This is a genomic window from Pseudomonas sp. Fl4BN1, from assembly GCF_009908285.1.
Taxonomy (GTDB): Bacteria; Pseudomonadota; Gammaproteobacteria; order Pseudomonadales; family Pseudomonadaceae; genus Aquipseudomonas.
This window is the reverse complement of record NZ_JAAARM010000017.1, coordinates 44,593-66,440: the sequence shown is the minus strand read 5'-3', so window position 1 is coordinate 66,440 and position 21,848 is coordinate 44,593. Positions and strand designations below refer to the sequence as shown.

The following is a 21,848-nucleotide window of genomic DNA, read 5'->3' as shown; positions in this document are numbered from 1 at the left end:
GTCCTGTATGGGCGCATTCTGCGAAAGCCTTGGCGATCAGCGCACAGGCTTGAAATAGATCAGTTCAGGATCGTTCTGGTCAAGGTTCTCCACCACTCCGCTGGGCAGGAATCCGGCCTTGGCAATCAGCGCCCGGGCCGCCTGGTTGGAGCGGTTGGTAGAGATGAACAGCTTGGCTGTCCTGCAGGCCTGCTGCGCCGCCTCCAGCAGCCGCAGGGCCACGCCCCGACGTTGCTGGTCGGGCGCCACCACCACCAGGGAAACGAAGCCCTGGTCGAAAAAATCATGGCTGAGCAGCAGGTAGCCGAGCACGCTGGCGGACTCGACCTCGACCCAGCACTGGCCCTGCTCGACGGCCCGATGGATTGCCAGGCCACGCCCGGGGTGGGCACTGGCATAGGCATCGAAGCCGAGCATGGCTGGCACATCCTCGGGGCGGGCTGCACGGATCAACCGGCCGCTGGTAGGGCCCGGTGTCTGTTCGGTCATCACTGCTCGCTCCTTGAAGGTGATCGTCGTGCCAGGCACAGCTGACAGGATTGGCCGCCCTCCTGTCTATGACCTGTGGGGTCATTGAGTGACGGCGGGGTTGCCACTTAGCCTGTTTGCTTCTCGTAGTTCAAGGAGTTTCACCGTGAGAAAAACACTCTGGGTGCTTTGCGTGGCCCTGTTCGCCGGCCATGAACTGGACGCCGTGGCCCAGTCCGAATGGCGCCTGCTGTATGGCTTGCGCCACCTCGAGCCAATGCTCGGCCAGGAGCTGTTCATCGCCCTGCACGTCCCCCTGGTTGCCGGGTTGATCTGGCTCGCCGGGCATCCGCGTCCTGGCGTGCGCCGCAACAGCCGACGGCTGCTGACAGGCTTCGCCGTGGTCCACGCCGGGCTGCACTTCAACCTGCGCGAACATCCGCTGTGTCTGTTCGACTCGCCGTTGTCCCAGGCTCTGATCTTCGCCTGCGGCGCTGCCGGCCTGCTCTGCCTGCTGCTGGACCTGAGCCGGCAACGCCGCCAAACCGCCTGCCCATGCCCTGACTGATCGAGGACTCTTTCATGCACCGTCCCTATCTCGCGCTCCTGGCCCTGCTGGCCTTCAGCGGCTACACCCTGTTCACCCTGCTCCAGGCCGAGCAGTCACTGCTGCAGTTCGGCCTGCAACTATTGTCGCGGCCCGACACCGCGCAAGTGGTAATCGATCTGTACCTGATGGCGCTGCTGGCCTCGGCCTGGATGTTGAGCGACGCCCGCCGCCGCGGGCGCTCGGTATTCTCGGTGCTGCCCTACCTGCTGCTGACAGCGGTCTTCGTCTCTATCGGGCCACTGCTGTACATCGTGATCCAAGGTTGGCAGCGCCTCCCGCCAGCCCAGACCCAGAGGAATTGAAACCCGGCTTCAGATCCGCCACGGGATCAGTATCCGAGCCATGCCCCGAATAACCCTGCGAGTTCGATCTGGGTGAACAAGCCACTGCCGCTGCACCGTACGGCTTGGTGTCGCCTCTGGGCCAAGGGTGATGCCCAGCACACTCACGGTACACAGCCCAAGGTAAAGATCACGCTTGAGGTGTCGGCAAGCACTCGATAAGTCACTTAGCGAACAGCACACTAGTTGAGAAAATCTTGATGCATGTCATAAACCGATTCCGCTTCAAGACACATGATCGGGTGTTTTTATTTTCTGTTTGAGCATGACAACATGCGCTGCTGCCTAGATGATCTAAAAGCCATAAAAATTTAAATTTTAGTAGCGACCTTGCTTTCATGACTTTCTGTGCTAAAAATATGTTCTCCAATCACTTAGTGCAACTAGGAAGGGAAATTACTAGTTAAAATAAATATTCTTAAAGCGAAATAACCTTCGCTCTTGGCAAGTAATGAATGAGTCATTTTTGCTCCTGCACACTCATCGTCATGGATGAACACTTAAACAAGGATGCTGTATGAAAATCGTAGGACTTTCAGGAATTCTTCCTTCGCGAATCGTTACAAACCAAGATGTTCTTGAATTGGTTGAGCAACACTCGAAAAACACCTTCCAGGATGACTTGCCAAAAACACTGAAAACCATCGGCAAACTACTTGATAAAAGTGGAATCGAAACACGGCATTGGTTAGGCGCCGGAGAAAAACCAATGCAACTGATGGAGGCGGCATTCAACTCAGCGTTAGCACAGGCCAACATCAGCAAGGCAGACGTTGACTTGTTAATTTACCCCAACGTTACACGAGGGTTTATTGAGCCAGCCAACAGTACGTTCATCGCCAAGGCCCTGGGCCTGAGCTGCAGAAATTTCGATGTTGTCGACGCCTGCAACGGCTGGGTGACGGCCATGGACGTCATCAACAGCAAGATGGAAGCGGGTGAGATACGCCACGCGGTCATTGTCAACATGGAGTTTGGCATGTCTGACGGCGGGCCAGTGATGCCAAAGAACTTTACGTTAGAGTCCCCGTCAGAACTGGCGTACAAGTTCCCAAGCTTTACCATCGGAGAAGCAGCAACAGTCACCATACTCAGCAATGAATCACCTAAAAACTTCAGGTTCTCTTATATCAGCAGGCCTGACTTGAGCGATCTTTCTACCATTTCCCTGCCAGATTGGAAGCTGTTCTGCAACGAGGAGGATACGCCTCGCATTTCACCAACAGGCGGGGAGTATCAATTCAACTCTTACGCTGCGGCCTTGCATGAAGATGGTCGAAACGAAGCGATAAACGTCTTTAACATGCACAAAGTAACTGGCTCGGACATTCATAAAATGTTCATCCACACTGGCTCACCAAAAATGTGGGATCACATTGGCGAGATCATCGGCATTGATGACAAACTGCATCACGTCGGGCATAAAACAGGCAACATCATTACCGCATCGATACCTTTTGGGATTTTCGACGCCATTAGTCGAGGCGTAGTTGAAAAAGATCAGTTCTGCATGGGTTGGGCAGGAAGTGGCGGGATGGTTTTTTCTGCCCTTTCATTTAAATTGTAGAGCGCCGTTGAAAAACATCACAGGGTGAACTTCCGGTTAACAGCCGCCAACAAAAACTGCAGCCAAGTTCTCTAAAAAACCCGATCAACTTGTCGCGACCACGCGGCAAGTTGAATACGCCATACCGCTCGGTGCGATTTATCGCGAACTCTCGCATGCGCACCGCTGCACTGGGTTTCTCAGCTCATCTCTCTATATGAAACGCGCAACACCGGTGTACCCAACGTCGGCATACCGCGCGTTTTCACCTGCCCGCAGCAACTCGGCAACCTGAGTGACGTCCGCCACAATCGCCACCGTACAGTGGTCTTGCCTACCCTCCTCCAAGGGTTCCTGACTTGAGCGCCAAGACGGGTTGAATCCGCTGTCAGATCAGGCGCTGGATCTGTTTGTGCCGCCAGACCAGTTTGAAATAGCAGGTCTGCAGCACCAGCATGGTCAGGTACGCCACCGGGAACGCCATCCATACCCCTTGCAGGCCATAGTGCGCATCCAGCAAATAGGCCGCCGGCACCTGCACCCCAAGGATGCAAAAAATCGAGATTGCCACCGGCATCAACACCGTGCCGCTGGCGCGCATGATGCCGCCCACCACCGCCTGAAAACCGAACACCAGGATGCTCCAGAGCATGATGTGCAGCAGGTGTTCGGCCTGCACCAGGGCCGCCGGATCGATGATGAACAGCCCCAGCAGCCAGTGGGAAATCAGGTAGCCGAGCAACACCAGGGCGCCGGTCAGGCACAGGTTGATCGCCAGCCCCGTGCGCAGGATCGGGGTGATCCGCTGCAACTGTCCGGCACCGATGGCCTGGGCCCCGAGGATCGAGGCGGTGATGGCGATCGACAGTGCCGGGAACTGCACGTAATTGACGATCTGAGTCACCGCGCCATACGCCGCGGTGGCCTGGGAACCATGGCGGTTGACCAGGGACAGGATCACCAGCTCAGACAACGAGATCACCACCATCTGCACCCCGGTGGGCAGGCCGATGCGCAGCACCTTGGCGAGGATCGCCGGGTCCAGTTTCATCGCCGCGAACAGTGCCCGGTCCGGGGCCAGGGGATGGTTGCGGCCACTCAAGCGCCAGACCAGAAACCCCATGGCGAGGATGTTCCCCACCAGCCCGGCGAAGGCCGCACTCTGGATGCCCATGGGCGGCAGGCCCAGCCAGCCAAGGATCAGCGCCGGCGTCAGGAGCAGGCCCACCAGGGTCGAGACGATCAACGCCAGCAACGGCGACAGGGTATCGCTGACCCCCCGCAGCAACTGGGTGAACAGCACGAACACCAGCAGCAACGGCATGATCAGCATCATCACCCGGGCATACCCCACCGCCTCGTCCAGCACATCCAGGGGGGTGCCCAGCCCTTGCAGGGCCGGCCGCGCGAACAGGCTGCCCAGCACCGCCCCCAGCAAGCCGATCATGGCGCCGAGCAACAGCGTGCTGCCCGCCACCGACTTCACCGTATCCAGCTCCCTGGCCCCCCAGGCCTGGCCGATCAGCACCGAGGCACCGGCCCCCAGGCCGATCACCAGGGCAATGAAGAAGAACACGATGGGGAACATCCCCGACACCGCCGCCAGCGCCTGGGTACCCAGCATCTGGCCAATGTAGATGCCATTGAGGGTGCCGGAAAACGACTGCAGGAAGTTGGACAAGACCATGGGCAACAGGAAGATCAGATACACCTGCCAGAGCGGGCGCTGAGCGACAATCGACATGGAGCAGGCAACCTCGGATCAAGGGCACGGCGGGCGGCAAAGGGCCCGAAAAAGTCTGCTGACCGGCTGTTTTCAGGCTCAGCGGTGCAGCACCGATGCCACCACAGGAATCGTCCGTAAGCGGCAAACAGCACGAACGCGCCATCCTACTCAAACCCCTGGGAGGCGTCCATGCTCAACCCGCGCGCTGGCAGGCCAGTGCTCCCCGGGGCCCCACTTCGCCAGCTGCGGATCGCCGAGGTAATGGGGCGACAGGATCTGCACCCCGTCCCCGCTCAACACATTCTGGAAATAGACATGGCAAGCCGCGGCTTCGCAGCGCGACCATGACGCGGCTTTTACAACCTGACCGAACGGATTCCCGAGCGTGTCCCACCTACCGGAAAAAGCCGCCGAACGCGGCGACCTCGTCCCTCTCATACAACAGGCCCCTCAAGCATGAGCAATGCCTTGACCATGGCCTACTATCAGGGGCGAGACAACCACCGCGGCTATGTCGACGACTGCCTGCAAGCCTTGGCGCTCGACCCGCAGGCGATTTACCGGGTGAAAAACAGCTGGAGCAACTGTGACCGGCTAGCAGTGCCGATGGATCGCCGACTCGCGGCCTGGCGCGCCATGGGTCGACCGCGGAACTTCGAGTGATCGCAGTAACCCGGGTCAGGGGTAGCTGATGATGAAGCTCACATTGCTGACCCAAGGGCCTACCCGCAACTTGTCCTTGGTGCGTTCGAGATAGATATCGATTGTTTGCCTGAGGGTGGCTTTATCGGTCTGCGCAGTGCCGACGTTGAACCAGACCGAAGAGTCCCCCGTCACCGCTGCCGGATTGCCAAACCGGATGTCCGCGCCATTGTTGGCATTTTTCAAGCGGATATAGAGTCCATCGATGATCCTGTCATCGGTTGTCGACACCACCAGGTTCTGGTACTTGCCCCTGGACAGGTCACGGTAGGAGGCAAAATGGATATTGGGCTTCACCCCTTTGCCGCATTGACTGAGCACGATTTCGACACTGCGCTTCTGACTCAACTCGTAAAGCGCCAGCTCATCGGAGGCCAATGGCGGCCAATCGACCCCGAGGAGCTTGGTATCCAGCGTACACGTTGACTGGACCGGATCAGGGATTTTCAGGTTCAGGTCCATTTCTATCCAGGCATGTGCATCCCCTCCACAAACGCCTGCAGGAAACGTCGCGACAACCATCGCTGCGTATAAAGCTTCGATAGTCCCGCCCTTGGTAAATTGATCATTCATTTTCACAACCTGCTGTTTTAACACCGCATATTGATTCGAGGGTTCCTGATAAGGCTGGAACCTTCCGGCCTTCAGCAGAAACGCACCCTGAGTGATGATCTTGCCGTCCTCGGTGGTATAACGGATACCGAGTCCATTCAAAAACCCTCCTCCATTAGCAGTACCATAAACCGATGCGGCATAGCTCGGCGGTTGGACGTTGGTATTGCTCCAATATCCATTGATAACAAAGTCCTCCACCAAGGCAGTTGAACCTATCCGCTTGAAGGATACTTCCACTGCAAGAGTTCGCTCGAAAATCACACTGCCAATGGGCAGGTTGCCATCGATATTCAAGATTTTCTGTGACCAGGCCCCTTCAATACGGCGTTCATAAACGCAAGACATGGCCGCCTGTACCGATTGCGCAAAAAACCCGGCGCCCATCAGCAGGCAAAAACCGAAGATACGAAAGTTAGCCTTTATCCTGTTCATCTAGTGCCTACTCCAGGCCTGGCCTGATCATCTATAACATTCAAGAGCCGCGACTCATCCGTAACAAAAACCTTCATCAGCACGCTCAGTCGCATTTCAAATCGGCGTTTTCAAAATTCAACGCCTTGTCGCGCGGCGCCAGTCGGTAAGCGGCGGTGCAGGTCTGCTTATCCCACTTGAGGGTGAGCACGCCCTGGTCCTCACCGAGCAAGGTCAGCGCCTTGCCATAAGGATCGGAAATCGCCAGCAGCTTGCCCTGGGCATCCTCGACCCGGGCACCAAACCCCAGGGGACTGCCATCGGCCTGATACAGCTGGAATTGCAAGCGCCGGCCCTGCTCGGCCTGATACCCGCTGTGCAGCACCGCGCCCCGGCGCGGCACCAATTGATGCACGGCGTTTTCCAGCTCCACATCGGCGCCCAGCTCGCTGCTGTCCAGGCTGACCCAATTCAATCGATACGGTTGCAGGGTCGGCACGATGGCGTAGCCATTGGCGCCGGTACGCACGCCGATGTGATTGCTCACGCCCACGCCTGGGGTATCAGGGACTTCCACCAGGGCAAAGCTCTCGCCGACCTGCCGACCAAAGTTGAAGCCGCCACCATGGGCTACCACCGAACCGCTGGCCCCCAGGCTCAAGTTGCTGTAGTCACGCCCCTGCCCATAACCCAGGTCGAATCGGCCCACCGCAGTCTCGGTACCGACGCTGGCAAATCCGCTGCTGCCGCCAACACTGTCGTTGCCGGCCTGCAACGAGTACTGGCTGGCCCGATCGAAGTGACCGCTGAGCCCGGCCTGGGTGTTGTTCTGGTTGTTGCTGTCCCGGGTACTACGCAGATGCAGACGCGGGGCCTGTGAGTCCTGGCCCAAAGGCAGGGTCAGCGAAACCGCGAGCTGCGAGTCACGGCGGCTGCCGTTGCCGGTATTGAGGGTACGGGTGAAACCTATATCGTAGGTCAGGCGTTGCCAGTGGTTGCTGTAGCCCGCGGAAATACTCTGGGAGCGGTCGCTGTTGTTCCAGTAGCTCTGGTCGCTGGCCGTCAGGTAGGCGCTGCCGTACTGGCGCTGTGGTCCGAGACGCTGCTGCAAGGTCAGATCCAGGCGTGCCCTTGAGCGGCCCAGGGTTTCCTTCGCCGGGTCGTGGCCGACGGCTCGCACATGGTCGTCCAGGGTCCGGTAGTTCTCGGTGGAATAGCGATAGGCGGCCAGCATGAAATCCGTGTCCGTATGGATAAAGGTCTTGGAGTACAACATCCGCACACTCTGCCCACGGCTGGTCTGCCCCTGGGCGGTGCTGCTGGATTGGGTGAGGTCCAGAGACACCGCGCCAATAAAGGTATTGCGCCCTATCCCCAGGCTCATGGCCTGGAACCCCTCGCTGGCCTGGACACCGAGGACCCCGGTCAGGTTGTCGCCAATGCCATAGGCAAAGGCGGAACTGAGAAAGGCCGGGCTGCCCAAGGTCGCGTCATTGCTGTGGAACTTGCCGGCGCTGGTGCTGAAGGTCAGCCGCCCCTTGCGCACCATGATCGGCACGTTGCCGAAGGCCTGGCGGGTCACCCGACGACGACCGTCGGCCTCGATGATGATCACTTCCAGATCACCGTTGGAGCCACTGGGATATATGTTGGTCAAGGCGAAGGGGCCGGGGGTGACGGTGGTGCTGTAGAGCAGGTAATCGTTCTGGTACACCTCCACCGTGGCGTTGCTTTCGGCCACGCCACGGATCACCGGGGCGTAGCCACGCTCGCTGTCGGCCAGCATCGCGTCATCGGACACCAACTGCACGCCCCGGTAGCGAACGCTATCGAACAGACTGTCCCGGGAATAAAGCTCACCCAGGGCAAACTGCGCCTTGAGCACGGTGACATCGTGCTCGGCGAAGTTGCGGTTGCTGTTGAACTCGGTAGGCTGCCCGGTGCTCGTGGTCAGGCTGGACTCGTTGCGTAGGCGCCAGGCACCGAGGTTGAGTCCGTTCTGCAGGCCCAGGTAGGTGGACGTGTCATAGTGCTGGTTGCTCTTGTTGCGCCGCAGGTTCAGTTGATAGTTGCTGAAAGCCGCATTGACTCCCTGATCCCAAAGCGCGGGATCCACATAGCCCTGAGCCCCCGCCACCTGGTAAACCTGGGGCACGCTGATGTTCAAACGCAGGCGCGAGGCGTCGAACTCCACCTCGGCTTCCTTGATCAACTCCACCAGCTTGATGCAGCTCTCGCCCCGCGCCTGTTCAAGGGCCGCGCTGTCTTTGAGCCGGCCAAGATCGATGGCGAACTCCTGGAGCATGGCCAGGGTAAGGCAGGGTTCAACCTGGTCGCCCGCGTCGTTCAAGCTGAAATCAAGATCGCGACGACTGTTGAGATCACCGTTTACATAGATGTCGACACGGTAGGTACCAGGCATCACGCTGTTGCCGGCCAACAGGAACTGCAGGCTTTCAGGTCGGCTGCCGCCCTGAAAGAAACCACTGCCAAAGGCCGTTGAAGGAATGACCTGTTGCTGGGACTTCTCCGGGGAGACGATGTCCTTCTTGCTGGTCTCTGAACCCAGGACCAGACATGGAAAACCGAGCAGAACTATAAGTTGATACTTGTTGAAACCCAGTCGACTTAAAACGCCTTCAAAACAAGTCAGCGCAACGGATAAAGGCCGCATCAAGCCACACACATCAAGTGCTCTCCGTGGTGAGTTCATGGTATCCATTCAACGACCCTACGGATTTCACACACCTGAAACGGTGCCGCTATCGAAAAAAACCATGCGCTTTACTCTTTGGCATTGGCTACGGCCACTTGCCCCTCCAACAACTTCACCGAGTAAAGATCGCGACCTCCATGATCGTTCATGCTGCCGAAGTTCAAGACAACGCCGGCACTGCCTTTGACCTTATCCAGCGGCAAAATCACCGAAGCGCCAGGCGCCAGCATCTGCACTTCAGCCAATCGAACCTTTTGCAGACCTTGTTCAAGATCAAGGTCCACCAGGCTTACGTAATAAGGCCCGGAGTTGCTCACCGAAAGCTCAAAGGCTTCACTATTGCGTTGTAATTTCCACTGCAACTTCGTGGCGGCTTGAATCGGCTCCCCGAGCAATCCCTTGGGTCGATAGAAGACTTTGATGCGCTGGCGAATGGCGAACTGCAACGCATTCTCGGCATCGGTGGATTGCGGTATCTCCTGGACGTTAAGCCAGAAGATCGACTCTTTGTCGGTTGGCATGCCCGCACCGGAATACATGATCCGCAACAGCTGCTGTTGCTTGGGCGCGACCCGGATCAACGGCGGCGTGACCACGAATGGCAGATCCCTGACCTCGACCCCTGCGGCCGGCTCCAACCAGGACTGTACGAGAATCTCGCCGCCGTCATTGCGCACGACAAGGCTCTCTTCTTTCCTGCCTTCGTTGAACACCAGACGTGTGCTGGAGAGGGAAATTCCTGCGTGGGCCGCGCTCGTGAGCGCCATCCATAGCAGCAGACCAGTCATGGAACAAAAAGTAGGTGACATGCAATTACCTGAAAAACCAAGCCGTGCGGGGTCTTGGGCCCCCGCACTGCAGAGAGCCGTCACTCGTAGGAGAGTACGAATGGCATTTTCGCGTTGGCGGTACCGGCCGTTACATCGGTTGACGTGGAACCGGTGCTGATGACATAGGCGGCCTTCAGCGGAATGTTGATGGTGCCGCCCGTGCTCCCGTTGCCAAAGCTGGCCTCATAGAACTCGGTGTCCAGGTTCATCACGCTGCCGTCGGCTTTGAGCATGACAATCGCCACGTTCTTGGCAAAACCCGCACCGGTGACCCCTTCGTTGACCCGCAACGCCTTGCCGCTTTCAACCTTGTCGGCCGCAGCCGGCTTGAAGGACATCTGTACCTTGGTCCCGGACGCACACTTGATGGTCAGCGGAGTGCTGGCCCCGGTACCGCCGACTGGCGCAGCGACAGTCCCCAGTTCACGCGCCTGCACTTCACCCAGGGGAACACTGACATCAGTGGTGCCATTGACCGGATAACAGGTATCGGCCTTTACCGAGCCGGTGAAGTTGACCACCCCGCCACCGCCGGCAGTAGGTACAGCCATGGCCAGTTGAGAGAAAGCAACTACGGAGGACAAGCCCAATGCGACTGAAAGCCTTTTCATATTAGATACTCAATGTATTTTCAAGATAAACAAAAGCCTCGAAAGCGAAGCTTTATTACGCAGCCACCAGACAATGCGTCTTTCCAGATCCAAGGGGGGAACTTGAACCTTCACCCAACAACGGCAAAAGCCTTGAGCAAACACCCCAAGTTTTTAAACAGTATTCAACCTACAGAAACATCACAGCGATCCTGCTACAACTGATCAACCATCAAGCCTGAAAATCAAAAACCTAGACGCCAAACTAGAATAAAACAGAAAAACCAAAAAACACTTGAGAATATTCTGAATACCAAAAAACATCCTACACAGACCGAAAAAACCATCTAAGGATGGTCTGAAGTAGTCATGTATTTCTGGCTGACTTCAGCCCCACCGATTTTGATCCCGGCGAATCGATCAAAGACGATCAGGTCACCCGCTCATTTCTTTGTTTTTTGCCGCCGCGAGCACCTCGCGGCAACTATTCCCCACATTACAGGCGCACCTTTCCTGTACTCGTCAGTAAATGTCTACGCACCATCCACAGGTTCGACAGCGCGAACGGTGTCACCAATTGCGCCGTGTTCTTCGCCAGACCACGGAAACGCGTCTTCACATAACCGAACTGGCGCTTGATCACTCGGAATGGGTGTTCGACCTTGACCCGAACCTGCGCCTTGGCCTTCTCGATCTTGCGTTTGGCTTTGTACAAAGCGCTGCGCTTGCCCAGCTTCTTGTAAGTACTGCGGCGTGCCGTGATCTGCCAGATCACCTCGCGCCCATAATGCTCGGTACGTTTCTCAACACCGGTATAACCGGCATCGGCGCAGACCACGTTCTCCGCGCCGTGCAGCTGTTTGTCGACCTGAGTGACATCCGCCACGTTGGCCGCCGTGCCCATCACGCTGTGGGCCTTCATGCCGAAGTAATACTGGTTGACCTTCTTGGTCTGATGCATGTCCGGGTCGCGCCTACCGTCCTTGTTCTTGGTCGAGCTTGGCGCATTGATCAGCGTGGCATCCACGATAGTGCCTTGGCGCAGCGACAGACCTCGGTCGCCCAGATAGCCATTGATCACGGCCAGGATTCCGGCGGCTAGTTCGTGCTTCTCCAGCAACCGGCGGAAGTTGAAGATGGTGGTTTCATCGGAGATGCGCTCCAGGCTCAACCCAGCAAATTGTCGCAGGATAGTGGTCTCGTACAGCGCCTCCTCCATCGCTGTAGCCGAACCAGTTTTGCATCAGGTGGACACGCAGCATCGCCATCAGCGGATAGGCCGGACGACCACCATTCCCCTTCGGGTAATGCGGCTCGATCAGGGTAATCAAGCCCTTCCACGGCACCACCTGGTCCATCTCGATCAGGAACAACTCTTTGCGGGTCTGCTTGCGCTTGCCGGCGTACTCGGCATCGGCGAAGGTCATTTGCTTCATCGGAAAACTCGGCGGGTGGAGTCCCGGCATTTTGCCAAAATCAGGAAGTCTTCTTCAGGATTTCCCTAAGGATGCTCCGATCAACTTGCCGCAAGGTGGCAACAAGTCGAAAATACTCCGACGCACATCGCTATTTGCAGAAAACCGCTTTGTGCATAGCCGCCTGACGGGCTTTTCCGTCCGGTTCTCCGTGTTAACCGCACAACTCGCCCATACCCATCAGTTGTGTTCGAGCCAGCCAAAGGTTCGGCAGAGCAAATAGAATGCTCAGTTGAGCATCGGCATAGTCGGATCCGCTTTGTCACGCCAGCTGAGCGTCATGGAAAGCTGGATGATCAAATCCTGGCGCGATGACATGAGCTGTACGAACCTGCTCGAGAGAAGAGCCCGGAACGCTGGCCAGGCCAGACGCGAAACTGGCAGCCAATAGGAATGGTGCTGCTGAACCCGGACCGGGAACAGCAGATCGAGAAGAAAGCCGTATAGTAGAACGGTTGACGCGACCTTGAAAAACGTCGATTTATCAACGACGCATGCAAATCGAAGAAGGCTTCCTTGGGGTAGATTTGTGGGGTATGCCCGGGCATCGTTTTCACCGAAATCAGATTTTTTCGCCGTTTTTTTGTATTCGCCATTCAGAAACAACGAGCCCGCATCCTCATGATGAGGCGCGGGCTCTTGACTGGCCAAGTCTGTAATCAGAAACGCATGCCTTGGAACGGATTCCAGCTTTGTTCACCTTTCACTTCTTTCAGGTAGTACGAGTAGTTGGTCATGAGCGCATAAGTCATGGAGACAGCGATGTTCAGACCTGCGTTCAACGGTTTGGGAAAGTCCATGCCAATGATCGCAAAAATCACACTCAACACGACATTGATCGCAAGTATGATACCCAGTATGGCAAGGTTTTTCTTCCAGAGGCCCAGAACGAACAGGTAAATCGGGCCGAAGAAAAATGCAATCACGTTGGCGTTAATGCGCATTTTATTCTTGAAGCCAGGCAGCGTCTTAATTGCCGCTTTGTATCGTGGATCGCTCGGCGAACCATAAGTATCAAAGAAGTAAAAGCGCTCCTGCCACTTGGCGCTGTATTTACCGGTGCTTTGCACTTGTTCATTTGCGTTCACTCTTGCGACTCCTGATATTCCATAATGTAGTTCCTATTCTTCCGTTACTTCCTGTGCTTCTGTTTTTTCTTATTTTTAAACAAGCTGATTATACTGATTTGTTGAGGAGGGGGGGGGGGATTAAAGTTGATTTTCTGAAACGTTTGATCTGCCCGCTTTATTGCGGATCCCACGGCGCTTGGATACCCAGCCCACGATCATTTGGACATTCGTTCCACGTCCACTTGGAGCGCAGCGACGCAGGTTCACATCGTTAGTCTGAAGCACCCGCCATCGTCAATTTCGTCGAGCGCCTGCGCACCGATTCACCCTTGAGTTCGATGCGGTAAGTGTTGTGCACCAGCCGATCAAGGATCGCATCGCCCAAGGTCGGGTCGCCGATCAGCGCATGCCATTTAGCCACGGGCATCTGGCTGGTCACCAGCGTCGAGCGCTGTCCGTAGCGGTCGTCCAGAAGTTCAAGCATGTCTCGTCGTTGCGCAGTGGTAAACGGTGCCCAGCCCCAGGCGTCCTCGCGGTCGACCATCAGACCCAGACGTTCATCGACGCTGAGATCGTTGATATCGGGCATCGTGTGCTGCTCGCCAAGGGTCTTGATCATGCCCAAGATGCCGGCTGCCCGTTCATGTTTTCCCAGCAGACGACGGAAATTTCGGCACAACGCACGCCCATCAATCGACTCACGATTCGGGCCGCTGCCCCGATCCCGAGAGTCATGGCGGATCACTGCGCAATCAATTGTGTTTAAAATGCCGCCCCGAATATTGCCGGTCCCGCTGATGACGCCTCTAGCCCTCGCCACCCTCAACCAACATTTACTCGACGCCCTGGACGCCGCGCCCACTGAAACCCGGCGTCTGTTCCATGGCCGCGGTCGTTGCTGGCCGGGGCTGGAGCAACTGACCGCGGACTGGCTGCAGGGCGTGCTGCTGGTATCGCTGTTCAAGGAGCCCGAACCCGAGCAGCTCGCGGCCCTCAAGCAATTGCTGCTGGAGCTGGGAGACACCGCGCAGTGGACCGCCAGCGGCGCCAGCTGCCTGATGCTGCAGCACCGCTACCTGCCCGACAGTCACGGCGAGTGGCTGCTGGGAACGCCGGTGGAGTCTTGCACCATCACCGAGGAGGGCCTGCTCTACCAGGTAGACCTGGGCAGCAAGCAGAACAACGGGTTGTTTCTCGACATGCGCTATGGGCGCAACTGGGTGCGGGACAATGCCCAGGGCAAGAACGTGCTGAACCTGTTTGCCTACACCTGCGGTTTCTCGGTAGCGGCGCTTGCCGGCGGCGCCGAGCGGGTGGTCAACCTCGACATGTCCCGGGCGGCCTTGAGCCGTGGCCGCGACAACCACCGGCTCAACGGCCACGACACCGGTCGGGTGAGTTTCCTCGGTCACGACCTGTTCAAGTCCTGGAGCAAGGTCAAGCAAGGCGGTCCCTACGACTTGGTGATCATCGATCCGCCGTCGTTCCAGAAAGGCAGCTTTGTGCTGAGCAAGGACTATGCGCGGGTGCTGCGGCGCCTGCCGGAGTTGCTGACGCCCAATGGTTGCGTCCTGGCCTGTATGAACGATCCGGCGTTTGCGCTGGAGTTTCTGGTGGAAGGAGTGGCCGAGGTGGCGCCGGGTTTGCGCTTTGAGCAGCGGCTGGAGAATCCGCCGGAGTTTCCTGATGCAGATGTGCAGTGTGGCTTGAAGGCTTTGGTGTTTCGGCAGGGGGAGTAGATTGCTCGAGGGTGCATATCCGTTGCTGCAGCCATGACCACAGCAACGTATATGCACCCGGAACAAAACCATCAGGGGCCATCACCTCAGCAACGAATATCCCCCCTCCAAAAAAACACCGCCGCCAAGACCCTCTCCCCTACACCCCCATCCGATACTCAATAAACCCCGACTTCTGCGCCACCCAATCATAGAGTTTCTGCGCCCGCTCATTAGTCTCATGAGTATGCCAATACAACCGCCCACACCCCTGTTGCCGAGCAAACCCCTGCACCCACTCGATCAACAACTTACCCGCCCCACTGCCCCGGATCGCCGGGGCGACGTACAAATCCTCGAGGTAACAGAAGTCGCTGGAAGCCCAGGTCGAACGGTGCAATACCGCATTGACGAAGCCGATCAACTGATCGCCCTGCACCGCCACCGCCGAATACACCGGCTCCTGCGGATCGAAAAAGCGCTGGAAGGTCGAGAGACTGACCTGCTCATCCAGACTCACTTGATAGAAGTCCTGGTAAGCCAGCCACAGCTGCAACCACTGCTCATGGTCGCTGGGTTGAATCCTGCGGACCGTTACCGGTTGTTGACGATCATTCATTGCGCGCTCCTCCTGAAAGCCCGGGACAAGTGCTGTCCCCCTAGGCATTGAAGAGCGCCAGCTTAGGGCCTTGGCGGACTGCCTTATCAGTCCAATCCTCTCAATATGGGCAGACCACTTACACTGCGCAAAGTCAGCGATTGCTTGCTTCACCCCAGGCAGCCTGAGCCTAAACACAAGGCCTGTGATCGATCACACAGCGGGTGCCAGCCCCCTGCCCATCCTTGACCGAGCGCGGCGTACAGCTCAGCCGCTGAAGCTGCAACCCGCCGGGCTCCATCACCATCAGGCAAGCGCTAGCCAAACCAATTGCGCTGTTTACCTTGGTCGGTGGCGTCAGGCCGCTTGGGCATCAAGCCGCCATTGGCCAGCCCATCCAGCAAGGCGTTGGTGACTTTTTTATAAATCTTGCCTTTGAACACAACGACAGCGGTTTTGCTCAATAGCCTGTAAGACCAGCTCAATTCCGAGTGGGCGATGCTGTAGCTGAAAATCCTGTTCATCCGCGCTTTCATTGCACTTTCAATGCTGGACATGCGGAACATGTCATAGGGCCAATCACCCAGCGCTTCGGTCCGCCCATCGGTCAAACCGCCACTGAGGTCCTTCGGCAAAAGACTGTCTACCAATGGAATGATCGGCAACTCCAGACCTCGGGCACCCTTGCGTATCCACTTCGCGCCAGCCACCTTCTGCGTCTCGTCCAAGGGGTCGAACATGCTATTGGCAACCGGCAGGGTAAAGACATCCGAGAGAAATTTCTGCGCATTGCGCCGGCCCAGCAAGTAGTCATGCTGGCGAAAATCCTGAGTCAAGAACCCCGAGAAACCTCCCAGGGCACCGCAGGCCAGAGAAGGCTTGGTCGGATCGATATCACCACGGGACGGTGCAATCAGAAAACGGCTGAAGACATTCTCGTCTGCGGCCAGGGCCAGGTCCTCGGGCTTGAAGCGTGCCTGGTACTTCCATGCCTGCAGCAAGTCCCCGATCACCGAGGTCAACACCGGAGACTGTCCGGCAATCTTGTCAGTGCCTTGCTCCTCAGTGTCCGGAAACGGATCGATCATCAGCAACGCCCTGCGTGCTAGCACCCCATCACGGGTGTTACGCCCGATCAGCCCCGCCAGTTCCTGATGCGCCAGATCAACCGGCTCATTGTTCATGGTGCCGCCGTCGACAATGAAGCTGTTGAACAGCGGCTCAGGCATGCGCTTGGTGTTGGGCTGAAGTCGCACCGCCCTGATCGGATCAGTATGGGTGGCTGGCAGGATGACAAAACGATAGTTGTAATCCGACGAGGGCCGGGTCATGGGCCGTGGGGCAAGGCCCACCGGGAAGGCTCCGCTGGACACCGCGGTCAGCCCCAGGAGACTCCACTGCGCAGCCGATTGAGGGCTCCAGTCCAGGGCCAGGTCATCCGCACGAAGGGTCTGCGCACCGGCCCCGAGGCTGTAGCTGACGGTGAAGCTGCGGTAGTCACGGTGCATGGACATGCCCAGCCCCGTACCCGGCTGGGAGCTGAATGGCAGGAAATAAGGCACCCCGCGCAAGTTGGCCAGAGCAAAGATGAACCGGGTCGGATTGCTCAGGTATTGCCGATGCACCACGCCATCGCCCTTGAACGCCAGGCAATCGTTGGTGATTTCCATCAGCGAAGTACTGTCCAGCAAAGACTGCAACACGCTGTCGGGCGCGTCCAGATCACGGGTGGTGAGCAATTTGTCCATGGAGATGTCTTGCACCCAGGCCCTGAAGAACGGATTTTCCCGACCGCTGTTGTAAGCCTGGGTGCGTTGCGCCAGATTCTGCTGCGAATGGCACTGGGTACCCAGTTCGGCGCTGCCCACATGCTTGAAGTCATAGCGCCCTGCCACCGCCATGATCGCCGCACTCATGCTGCCGGCCGAAGCGGCAGCCACTACCTTGATGATCACTTTGTGCTGGGGGATGTGCTGCTCCTCGGCCGTGCCTCGGGCCTTGAGCTTGGCCGCCTCCCAGGCGTCCAGGGCCTCGAATAGGTAATCCAGCACACCGGCTTCGTAGGCTCCGGCGGAAATTGCCCCGGCCATGACCAGGCCGATCTCGAAGGTATCGCCATCCGGCAGTTCGGTTTCCTCAACGTACTTCCCCTCCAACGTGGCCATGAGACCCTCCCTGAGTGGTGTCGCCCCTTGCGCTGCCAGGATGGCTCGCGTCACAGGGCCAGGCGACCGGCCTGGACTGCACGATGCCGGCCCTAGGGGCCGGCCTGGCGATGACCTGGCTGAGTGAATCCGCACGTGTGAATCAACCTGGCCAGCCCCTGGATCAGGGTAGCCAGCCGGCGTGCGTTTGCTCGATTTTTTGTTCGTGGCGAGCGCGCCGAGGTCATGCCCCCTGTGCTTAACTTGGACAAATTCGCTTGCATCGGAAGCTCGCCATGAAGCACTCCCTGGATCCCTTGCCCGGCAGCGGATTGCTGCATACCGCCGCCGGCATGCACAAGAACCCACTCGGGCTGATTGCCTTGTTCATCGTCATGGTCTACGCCATTGGCGGGATCGTGCTGTGGACAGCCAAGGACCCGTTCTACAACAACCCAAGCCACCCGGTGGTGCTGTTCCTGGCGCTGTTTCCGGTTGCGGTATTGCTGGTGTTCTTCGTCCTGGTCGCCAAATACCACACTCACCTCTATGGCCCCGGCGACTACAGCAACCAGGAGCACTTCGTCCTGACTGGCGCGCCCAAGGAATGGAAAGGCTCAACCACCGGTATCGCGGTCAACGGCAAGCCCGTGGCCCTGGACGATATGCCGCTGCTGGACCGCTTGAACGCCAGCTACGCGCAGATGCTCGAATGCGGCTTTGTCTTGCTGCACCAGAGCGAAGTCCTGCATCCCAGGACGGCGCCAGGCAACGGTCTGTATAAAGTCCGGGTGTGGATCGAGGCACTGGACAGCACCAGCCCTCTGGAGGAAATCGAATCAGTGACCTACCGCCTGTGGAACGACTTTCCACAGACGGTGATCGCCACCTCGAATCAACCGTCCTCCTTTGACCTGTGGCTGAAGATCTATGGCGAATTCCCGATCATGGCGCTGATCAAGAAGCGCAACGGCGACACCTTCGAGCTGACCCGCCACCTCGACTTGCCGGGGCGGCCAACGGATTGAAAGGCGCGCCCAACCCTTGATCGCTCACACCTGCGGCTGGTGATGGGTAACGCAGTGAATGCCTCCACCACCGGCGGCGATGGCGTCGATGTCCAACTGGATCACCTTGCGCTCGGGATACAGCTCACTGAGCAAGGCCAGGGCCTTGGTATCAGCGCTTGAATCGCCGAACTGCGGGGAAATCACCGCGCCATTGATCACGAAGTAGTTGATGTAGCCGGCAGCAAAATCGTCGTTGCCGCGGCTGAAACGGCTCTTGCGCGGGTTCAGCGGCGGCGACACCGTATGCACCTGCAATTTGCGGCCGTCGGCATCGGTGGCATTGCGCAATATCTCCAGGTGCTTGAGGGTCACCGCGTGGTCATAGGAGTCCGGGTCGTTGTCGAGGTTGGCCAACACCACCCCGGGCTTGACGAAGCGTGCATAGAAGTCGACGTGGGCATCGGTGATGTCCTTGCCCTTGATCCCCGGCAACCAGATGATCTTGCGCAGGCCCAGGCGGGCCTTGAGCTCCTCTTCGACCTCGGCCTTGCTCCAGTCGGGGTTGCGGTTGCGGTTGATCCAGGAGCTTTCGGTCATGATCCCGGTGCCGTGGCCATCCACCTCGATGCCGCCCCCCTCGCCCACCAGTTCGCTGCGCTGATACACCGCATCGGCGGCATCGGCGACTTGCCGCGCCAGCTGTGCGTCCTTGGCGTGACGCTGCTTGTTGCCCCAGCCGTTGAAGTTGAAATCCACCGCGCCCAGGCCACCTTGCTCATTGATGACGAAGTTGGCGCCGATGTCGCGCATCCAGATGTCGTCCAGCTCGGTGATCACGTAGGTGATATTGCGGCGGCCACAGAGCTCTTGCGCGAGGTCGTGCTCGTGTTCGCGGCAGAACACTATCAACGGTTCATAGGTGGCAATGGCTCGGGCAATGCGGCCAAGGGCCTCTTGCACATCGCCGGTGAAATCTTCCCAGATGGCTTCCTGGGCGCCAAAGGACATGTAGGCCTGGCGGTGGCGATCGCCTTCATCGGGCATGTACCAGCCCTCCTGTTCCTCGGCTTGGGCCTGGCGGGCGTTGAAACCCAGGCCCAGGGACGCCATGGCGCCGAAACCGGCCACCAGTGAGGCCTGCTTGATAAATTCACGTCGGGTCGACATCGATCGTTCTCTCATGGGGGCTGTACAGACGGTAGTACAGATTGATCACGCTCAACCCGCCAGCAGCATACGGTGGCTGAAGGGTTGGTGCGCACGGCTATTTGACCGGCGCGGTCTTGAATTTGGTCCAGGTGCGCATGCGTGCACGCATGTCGGCCTGGGGGATGTCCTTGCCGGGAATCAGCCGCTCGTAGGTCGCCGCGTCCAGGTAGATATCCGGGTTGTTGCGCATCTGCGGGTCGACACTCGGCCGCGCCTTGGCGTTGGCCGTGGGGTAACCGGTGAAGTTGCTGATGGCCGCCATGTTCTCCGGGCGCAGGACGAAATTGATGAAGGCATAGGCGTATTCCGGGTGCCGGGCATCCTTGGGGATCGCCATGTTGTCCATCCACACCGTGGTGCCCTCGCGAGGGATGCGGTATTGGAAATCGACCTTTTTCCCCGCGGCATCGGCGGCCCGCTGAGCCTGGGTCATGTCACCGCTGTAGCCCAGGGACAGGCACAGGTTGCCATTCACCAGGTCGGTCACCGGCTGCGACTGGAACTTGCGAATGTAGGGCCGCAGCTTGAGCAGCAATTCACTGGCCGCCGCCAGGTCCTCGGGCTTGGCGCTGCGCGGTTCGCGCCCGAGGTAGTTGAGCACCACCGCCAATACCTCGTCGGGGGAGTCGATGATCGAAATACCGCAGTCGGCGAACTTGGCCGCCAGCTCCGGCTTGAACAGCAGGTCCAGGCTATTGACCGGGGCGTTGGGCAGGCGCTGGGCGATCTGCTCGGCGTTGTAGGTCAGGCCGATGGTGCCCCAGGTGTAAGGCACGGTGGCCTTGCTGGCGTAGGGATAGTGGCTGCGCAGCTGTTGCAGGCCAGGCTCGATATCCGCCAGGGCGGCGATCTTCGTCGGGTCCAGGGCTTGCAGGCTGCCGGCGCGCATCAACCGCTCGGCCACGGTGTCACCGGGGAAGATCAGGTCATAACCACTGCCGCCGGTCATCAGCTTGGCTTCCAGCACCTCACTGCCGTCCATGACGTCGTAGATCACCTTGATCCCGGTTTGCGCGGTGAACCTGGCCAGGGTGTCCTCGGCGAAATAGTCCGCCCAGTTGTACAGGCGCAGGGTCTGCTCTTCGGCCTGGGCCGACGGCAGTGCGCCGCCGAGCAGCAGACCAAGGGAGGCGAGCAACAGCTTGTGGGTGGTGTGCATGTCAAACCCCTTGAGTGGTCCAGCGTGGGTCCAGGTGACGACCGTCCAGGCTCAGCAACGCGCCGTACATGTCCGGGCGCCGGTCGCGGTAGATGCCCCAGGTCAGGCGCTCTTCACGCATGCTCGGCAGATCCAGGGCCTGCAACAGCACGCCTGGGGTCTCGCGGTCGGCCTCGGCCAGCAAGCGGCCCTTGTGGTTGCAGATGAAGGACGAACCGTAAAAGCTCATCTGCAATGCCGGGTCGGTGGTTGCCACTTCGCGGCCGATACGGTTGGCGGCCACCACCGGCAGCAGGTTGGCCGCGGCGTGGCCGCGCATGGTCATCTGCCAGTGATCGCGGGAATCCAGGTCGGCAGCACCGGGCTCGGAACCGATGGCGGTGGGGAACAACAGCACCTCGGCGCCCTGCAGCGCCAGGCAACGGGCGGTCTCGGGAAACCACTGGTCCCAGCAGATACCGATGCCGAGGCGGCCAAAGGCCGTGTCCCAGACGCGGAAACCGGTGTCGCCTGGGCTGAAATACTCCTTCTCCTGGTAGCCAATCGCATTGGGAATATGGGTCTTGCGGTACACCCCCAGCAGGCGGCCATCGGCGTCGGCCACGCTCAAAGAGTTGAAGTAGGCATTGCCGGCCCGCTCGTACCAGCTCAGCGGCAATACCACTCCCAGCTCCCCGGCCAGGGCGGCAAAGCGCTTGAGTACCCGGCTGTGGGCGTACTCCTCGGCCAGGGCCAAGTGTTTGTGGTGCTGCTCGATGCAGAAATACGGCGTGGCGAACAGCTCCTGCAAGAGGATCACCTGGGCACCCTGGGCCGCAGCCTCGCGCACCAGTTGCTCGGCTTGATCAAGGTTGTGTTCAAGGTTCCAGGTGCAAGACATCTGGGTGGTGGCGACCGTCAGCATGCTCAT

At 58.7% G+C, this 21,848-nt stretch carries 20 protein-coding genes and 3 pseudogenes; 7 read left to right on the top strand and 16 right to left on the bottom strand.

From position 1 onward, the window contains the following. Window positions 1-36 precede the first annotated feature (36 nt). Window positions 37-489: a GNAT family N-acetyltransferase gene (locus GV818_RS19585; protein WP_161759130.1), complete on the bottom strand. Its 453-nt coding sequence runs from the start codon at window positions 487-489 to the stop codon at window positions 37-39. A gap of 145 nt (window positions 490-634) precedes the next feature. Between GV818_RS19585 and GV818_RS19580 the strand changes: the two genes are divergently transcribed. The 3 genes from GV818_RS19580 (at window position 635) to GV818_RS19570 (ending at window position 2,986) form a co-directional block, all read left to right on the top strand. Beyond that, the gene (locus tag GV818_RS19580; RefSeq protein ID WP_161777277.1) at window positions 635-1,036 is read left to right on the top strand and encodes a DUF6713 family protein; all 402 of its coding nucleotides are present in this window, start codon (window positions 635-637) and stop codon (window positions 1,034-1,036) included. Between the two features lie 14 nt (window positions 1,037-1,050). Then, complete coding sequence (locus tag GV818_RS19575) at window positions 1,051-1,380, top strand: DUF2834 domain-containing protein (RefSeq protein WP_161777276.1); 330 nt, start codon at window positions 1,051-1,053, stop codon at window positions 1,378-1,380. 556 nt (window positions 1,381-1,936) lie between these two features. After that, window positions 1,937-2,986: a 3-oxoacyl-[acyl-carrier-protein] synthase III C-terminal domain-containing protein gene (locus tag GV818_RS19570; protein ID WP_161759127.1), complete on the top strand. Its 1,050-nt coding sequence runs from the start codon at window positions 1,937-1,939 to the stop codon at window positions 2,984-2,986. Between the two features lie 201 nt (window positions 2,987-3,187). On the opposite strand, the pseudogene GV818_RS19565 reads toward GV818_RS19570, so the two are convergent. Continuing rightward, window positions 3,188-3,292, bottom strand: a pseudogene (locus GV818_RS19565) (IS5/IS1182 family transposase); the annotation flags it as partial. Between the two features lie 61 nt (window positions 3,293-3,353). Beyond that, window positions 3,354-4,709 carry an MATE family efflux transporter gene (locus GV818_RS19560; protein ID WP_161777275.1) on the bottom strand — a complete coding sequence of 452 codons (1,356 nt, stop codon included), beginning with the start codon at window positions 4,707-4,709 and terminating at the stop codon, window positions 3,354-3,356. A gap of 438 nt (window positions 4,710-5,147) precedes the next feature. On the opposite strand from GV818_RS19560, the gene GV818_RS19555 reads away from it, so the two are divergent. Continuing rightward, window positions 5,148-5,354, top strand: a complete 207-nt coding sequence (locus tag GV818_RS19555; RefSeq protein ID WP_161759125.1) for a hypothetical protein — start codon at window positions 5,148-5,150, stop codon at window positions 5,352-5,354. Window positions 5,355-5,369: 15 nt separating this feature from the next. Here the strand turns inward: GV818_RS19555 and GV818_RS19550 are convergent, their stop codons facing one another. The 6 genes and pseudogenes from GV818_RS19550 to GV818_RS34510 form a co-directional block, all read right to left on the bottom strand. Further along, window positions 5,370-6,440 carry a hypothetical protein gene (locus tag GV818_RS19550; protein WP_161777274.1) on the bottom strand — a complete coding sequence of 357 codons (1,071 nt, stop codon included), beginning with the start codon at window positions 6,438-6,440 and terminating at the stop codon, window positions 5,370-5,372. Between the two features lie 85 nt (window positions 6,441-6,525). Further along, entirely contained in the window at window positions 6,526-9,093 is a 2,568-nt protein-coding gene (locus GV818_RS19545) for a fimbria/pilus outer membrane usher protein (RefSeq protein ID WP_161777273.1), read from the bottom strand. 110 nt (window positions 9,094-9,203) lie between these two features. Then, the gene (locus tag GV818_RS19540; protein ID WP_161759122.1) at window positions 9,204-9,944 is read right to left on the bottom strand and encodes a fimbrial biogenesis chaperone; all 741 of its coding nucleotides are present in this window, start codon (window positions 9,942-9,944) and stop codon (window positions 9,204-9,206) included. A gap of 59 nt (window positions 9,945-10,003) precedes the next feature. Then, window positions 10,004-10,516 carry a fimbrial protein gene (locus tag GV818_RS19535; protein WP_161777272.1) on the bottom strand — a complete coding sequence of 171 codons (513 nt, stop codon included), beginning with the start codon at window positions 10,514-10,516 and terminating at the stop codon, window positions 10,004-10,006. Between the two features lie 535 nt (window positions 10,517-11,051). Continuing rightward, window positions 11,052-11,784, bottom strand: a pseudogene (locus GV818_RS19530) (IS5 family transposase); the annotation flags it as partial. Then, window positions 11,701-11,991: a transposase gene (locus GV818_RS34510; protein WP_256667610.1), complete on the bottom strand. Its 291-nt coding sequence runs from the start codon at window positions 11,989-11,991 to the stop codon at window positions 11,701-11,703. The pseudogene GV818_RS19530 and the gene GV818_RS34510, both read right to left, overlap by 84 nt. A gap of 273 nt (window positions 11,992-12,264) precedes the next feature. Between GV818_RS34510 and GV818_RS19525 the strand changes: the two are divergent. Further along, window positions 12,265-12,477: pseudogene (locus GV818_RS19525) on the top strand (IS3 family transposase); the annotation flags it as partial. A gap of 212 nt (window positions 12,478-12,689) precedes the next feature. Here the strand turns inward: GV818_RS19525 and GV818_RS19520 are convergent. Together GV818_RS19520 and GV818_RS19515 are read right to left on the bottom strand one after the other, a co-directional pair. After that, window positions 12,690-13,118, bottom strand: coding sequence for a DUF2628 domain-containing protein (locus GV818_RS19520; RefSeq protein WP_161777271.1), 429 nt, complete (start codon window positions 13,116-13,118; stop codon window positions 12,690-12,692). 253 nt (window positions 13,119-13,371) lie between these two features. Beyond that, entirely contained in the window at window positions 13,372-13,719 is a 348-nt protein-coding gene (locus GV818_RS19515) for an ATP-binding protein (RefSeq protein ID WP_161759120.1), read from the bottom strand. A 178-nt stretch (window positions 13,720-13,897) separates the two neighbouring features. Here GV818_RS19515 and GV818_RS19510 point away from each other — a divergent pair, with 178 nt between their 5' ends. Next, on the top strand, window positions 13,898-14,839 hold the full coding sequence (locus tag GV818_RS19510; protein ID WP_161759119.1) for a class I SAM-dependent methyltransferase: 942 nt from the start codon (window positions 13,898-13,900) through the stop codon (window positions 14,837-14,839). A gap of 139 nt (window positions 14,840-14,978) precedes the next feature. On the opposite strand, the gene GV818_RS19505 is transcribed toward GV818_RS19510, so the two are convergent. Further along, window positions 14,979-15,437 carry a GNAT family N-acetyltransferase gene (locus GV818_RS19505; RefSeq protein WP_161759118.1) on the bottom strand — a complete coding sequence of 153 codons (459 nt, stop codon included), beginning with the start codon at window positions 15,435-15,437 and terminating at the stop codon, window positions 14,979-14,981. Window positions 15,438-15,733: 296 nt separating this feature from the next. After that, window positions 15,734-17,581, bottom strand: coding sequence for a patatin (locus tag GV818_RS19500; RefSeq protein ID WP_161777270.1), 1,848 nt, complete (start codon window positions 17,579-17,581; stop codon window positions 15,734-15,736). Between the two features lie 275 nt (window positions 17,582-17,856). On the opposite strand from GV818_RS19500, the gene GV818_RS19495 reads away from it, so the two are divergent. Further along, the gene (locus tag GV818_RS19495) at window positions 17,857-18,588 is read left to right on the top strand and encodes a pYEATS domain-containing protein (protein WP_161759116.1); all 732 of its coding nucleotides are present in this window, start codon (window positions 17,857-17,859) and stop codon (window positions 18,586-18,588) included. Window positions 18,589-18,612: 24 nt separating this feature from the next. Here the strand turns inward: GV818_RS19495 and GV818_RS19490 are convergent, their stop codons facing one another. The 3 genes from GV818_RS19490 to aguB form a co-directional block, all read right to left on the bottom strand. After that, window positions 18,613-19,737 (bottom strand): agmatine deiminase family protein, encoded by a 1,125-nt coding sequence (locus tag GV818_RS19490; protein ID WP_161777269.1) that lies wholly within the window; start codon window positions 19,735-19,737, stop codon window positions 18,613-18,615. A gap of 97 nt (window positions 19,738-19,834) precedes the next feature. Beyond that, window positions 19,835-20,938: an extracellular solute-binding protein gene (locus GV818_RS19485; RefSeq protein WP_161759114.1), complete on the bottom strand. Its 1,104-nt coding sequence runs from the start codon at window positions 20,936-20,938 to the stop codon at window positions 19,835-19,837. A gap of 1 nt (window position 20,939) precedes the next feature. Further along, the gene (gene aguB / locus GV818_RS19480) at window positions 20,940-21,848 is read right to left on the bottom strand and encodes an N-carbamoylputrescine amidase (protein WP_161777268.1); all 909 of its coding nucleotides are present in this window, start codon (window positions 21,846-21,848) and stop codon (window positions 20,940-20,942) included.

Coding starts and splice junctions, on each gene's coding strand:
- GV818_RS19585 (WP_161759130.1), bottom strand. CDS start 489: ATGACCGAACAGACACCGGGCCCTACCAGCGGCCGGTTGATCCGTGCA.
- GV818_RS19575 (WP_161777276.1), top strand. CDS start 1,051: ATGCACCGTCCCTATCTCGCGCTCCTGGCCCTGCTGGCCTTCAGCGGC.
- GV818_RS19570 (WP_161759127.1), top strand. CDS start 1,937: ATGAAAATCGTAGGACTTTCAGGAATTCTTCCTTCGCGAATCGTTACA.
- GV818_RS19560 (WP_161777275.1), bottom strand. CDS start 4,709: ATGTCGATTGTCGCTCAGCGCCCGCTCTGGCAGGTGTATCTGATCTTC.
- GV818_RS19555 (WP_161759125.1), top strand. CDS start 5,148: ATGAGCAATGCCTTGACCATGGCCTACTATCAGGGGCGAGACAACCAC.
- GV818_RS19550 (WP_161777274.1), bottom strand. CDS start 6,440: ATGAACAGGATAAAGGCTAACTTTCGTATCTTCGGTTTTTGCCTGCTG.
- GV818_RS19545 (WP_161777273.1), bottom strand. CDS start 9,093: ATGCGGCCTTTATCCGTTGCGCTGACTTGTTTTGAAGGCGTTTTAAGT.
- GV818_RS19540 (WP_161759122.1), bottom strand. CDS start 9,944: ATGTCACCTACTTTTTGTTCCATGACTGGTCTGCTGCTATGGATGGCG.
- GV818_RS19535 (WP_161777272.1), bottom strand. CDS start 10,516: ATGGCTGTACCTACTGCCGGCGGTGGCGGGGTGGTCAACTTCACCGGC.
- GV818_RS34510 (WP_256667610.1), bottom strand. CDS start 11,991: ATGAAGCAAATGACCTTCGCCGATGCCGAGTACGCCGGCAAGCGCAAG.
- GV818_RS19515 (WP_161759120.1), bottom strand. CDS start 13,719: ATGATCAAGACCCTTGGCGAGCAGCACACGATGCCCGATATCAACGAT.
- GV818_RS19510 (WP_161759119.1), top strand. CDS start 13,898: ATGACGCCTCTAGCCCTCGCCACCCTCAACCAACATTTACTCGACGCC.
- GV818_RS19505 (WP_161759118.1), bottom strand. CDS start 15,437: ATGAATGATCGTCAACAACCGGTAACGGTCCGCAGGATTCAACCCAGC.
- GV818_RS19500 (WP_161777270.1), bottom strand. CDS start 17,581: ATGGCCACGTTGGAGGGGAAGTACGTTGAGGAAACCGAACTGCCGGAT.
- GV818_RS19495 (WP_161759116.1), top strand. CDS start 17,857: ATGAAGCACTCCCTGGATCCCTTGCCCGGCAGCGGATTGCTGCATACC.
- GV818_RS19490 (WP_161777269.1), bottom strand. CDS start 19,737: ATGTCGACCCGACGTGAATTTATCAAGCAGGCCTCACTGGTGGCCGGT.
- GV818_RS19485 (WP_161759114.1), bottom strand. CDS start 20,938: ATGCACACCACCCACAAGCTGTTGCTCGCCTCCCTTGGTCTGCTGCTC.
- aguB (WP_161777268.1), bottom strand. CDS start 21,848: ATGAGCATGCTGACGGTCGCCACCACCCAGATGTCTTGCACCTGGAAC.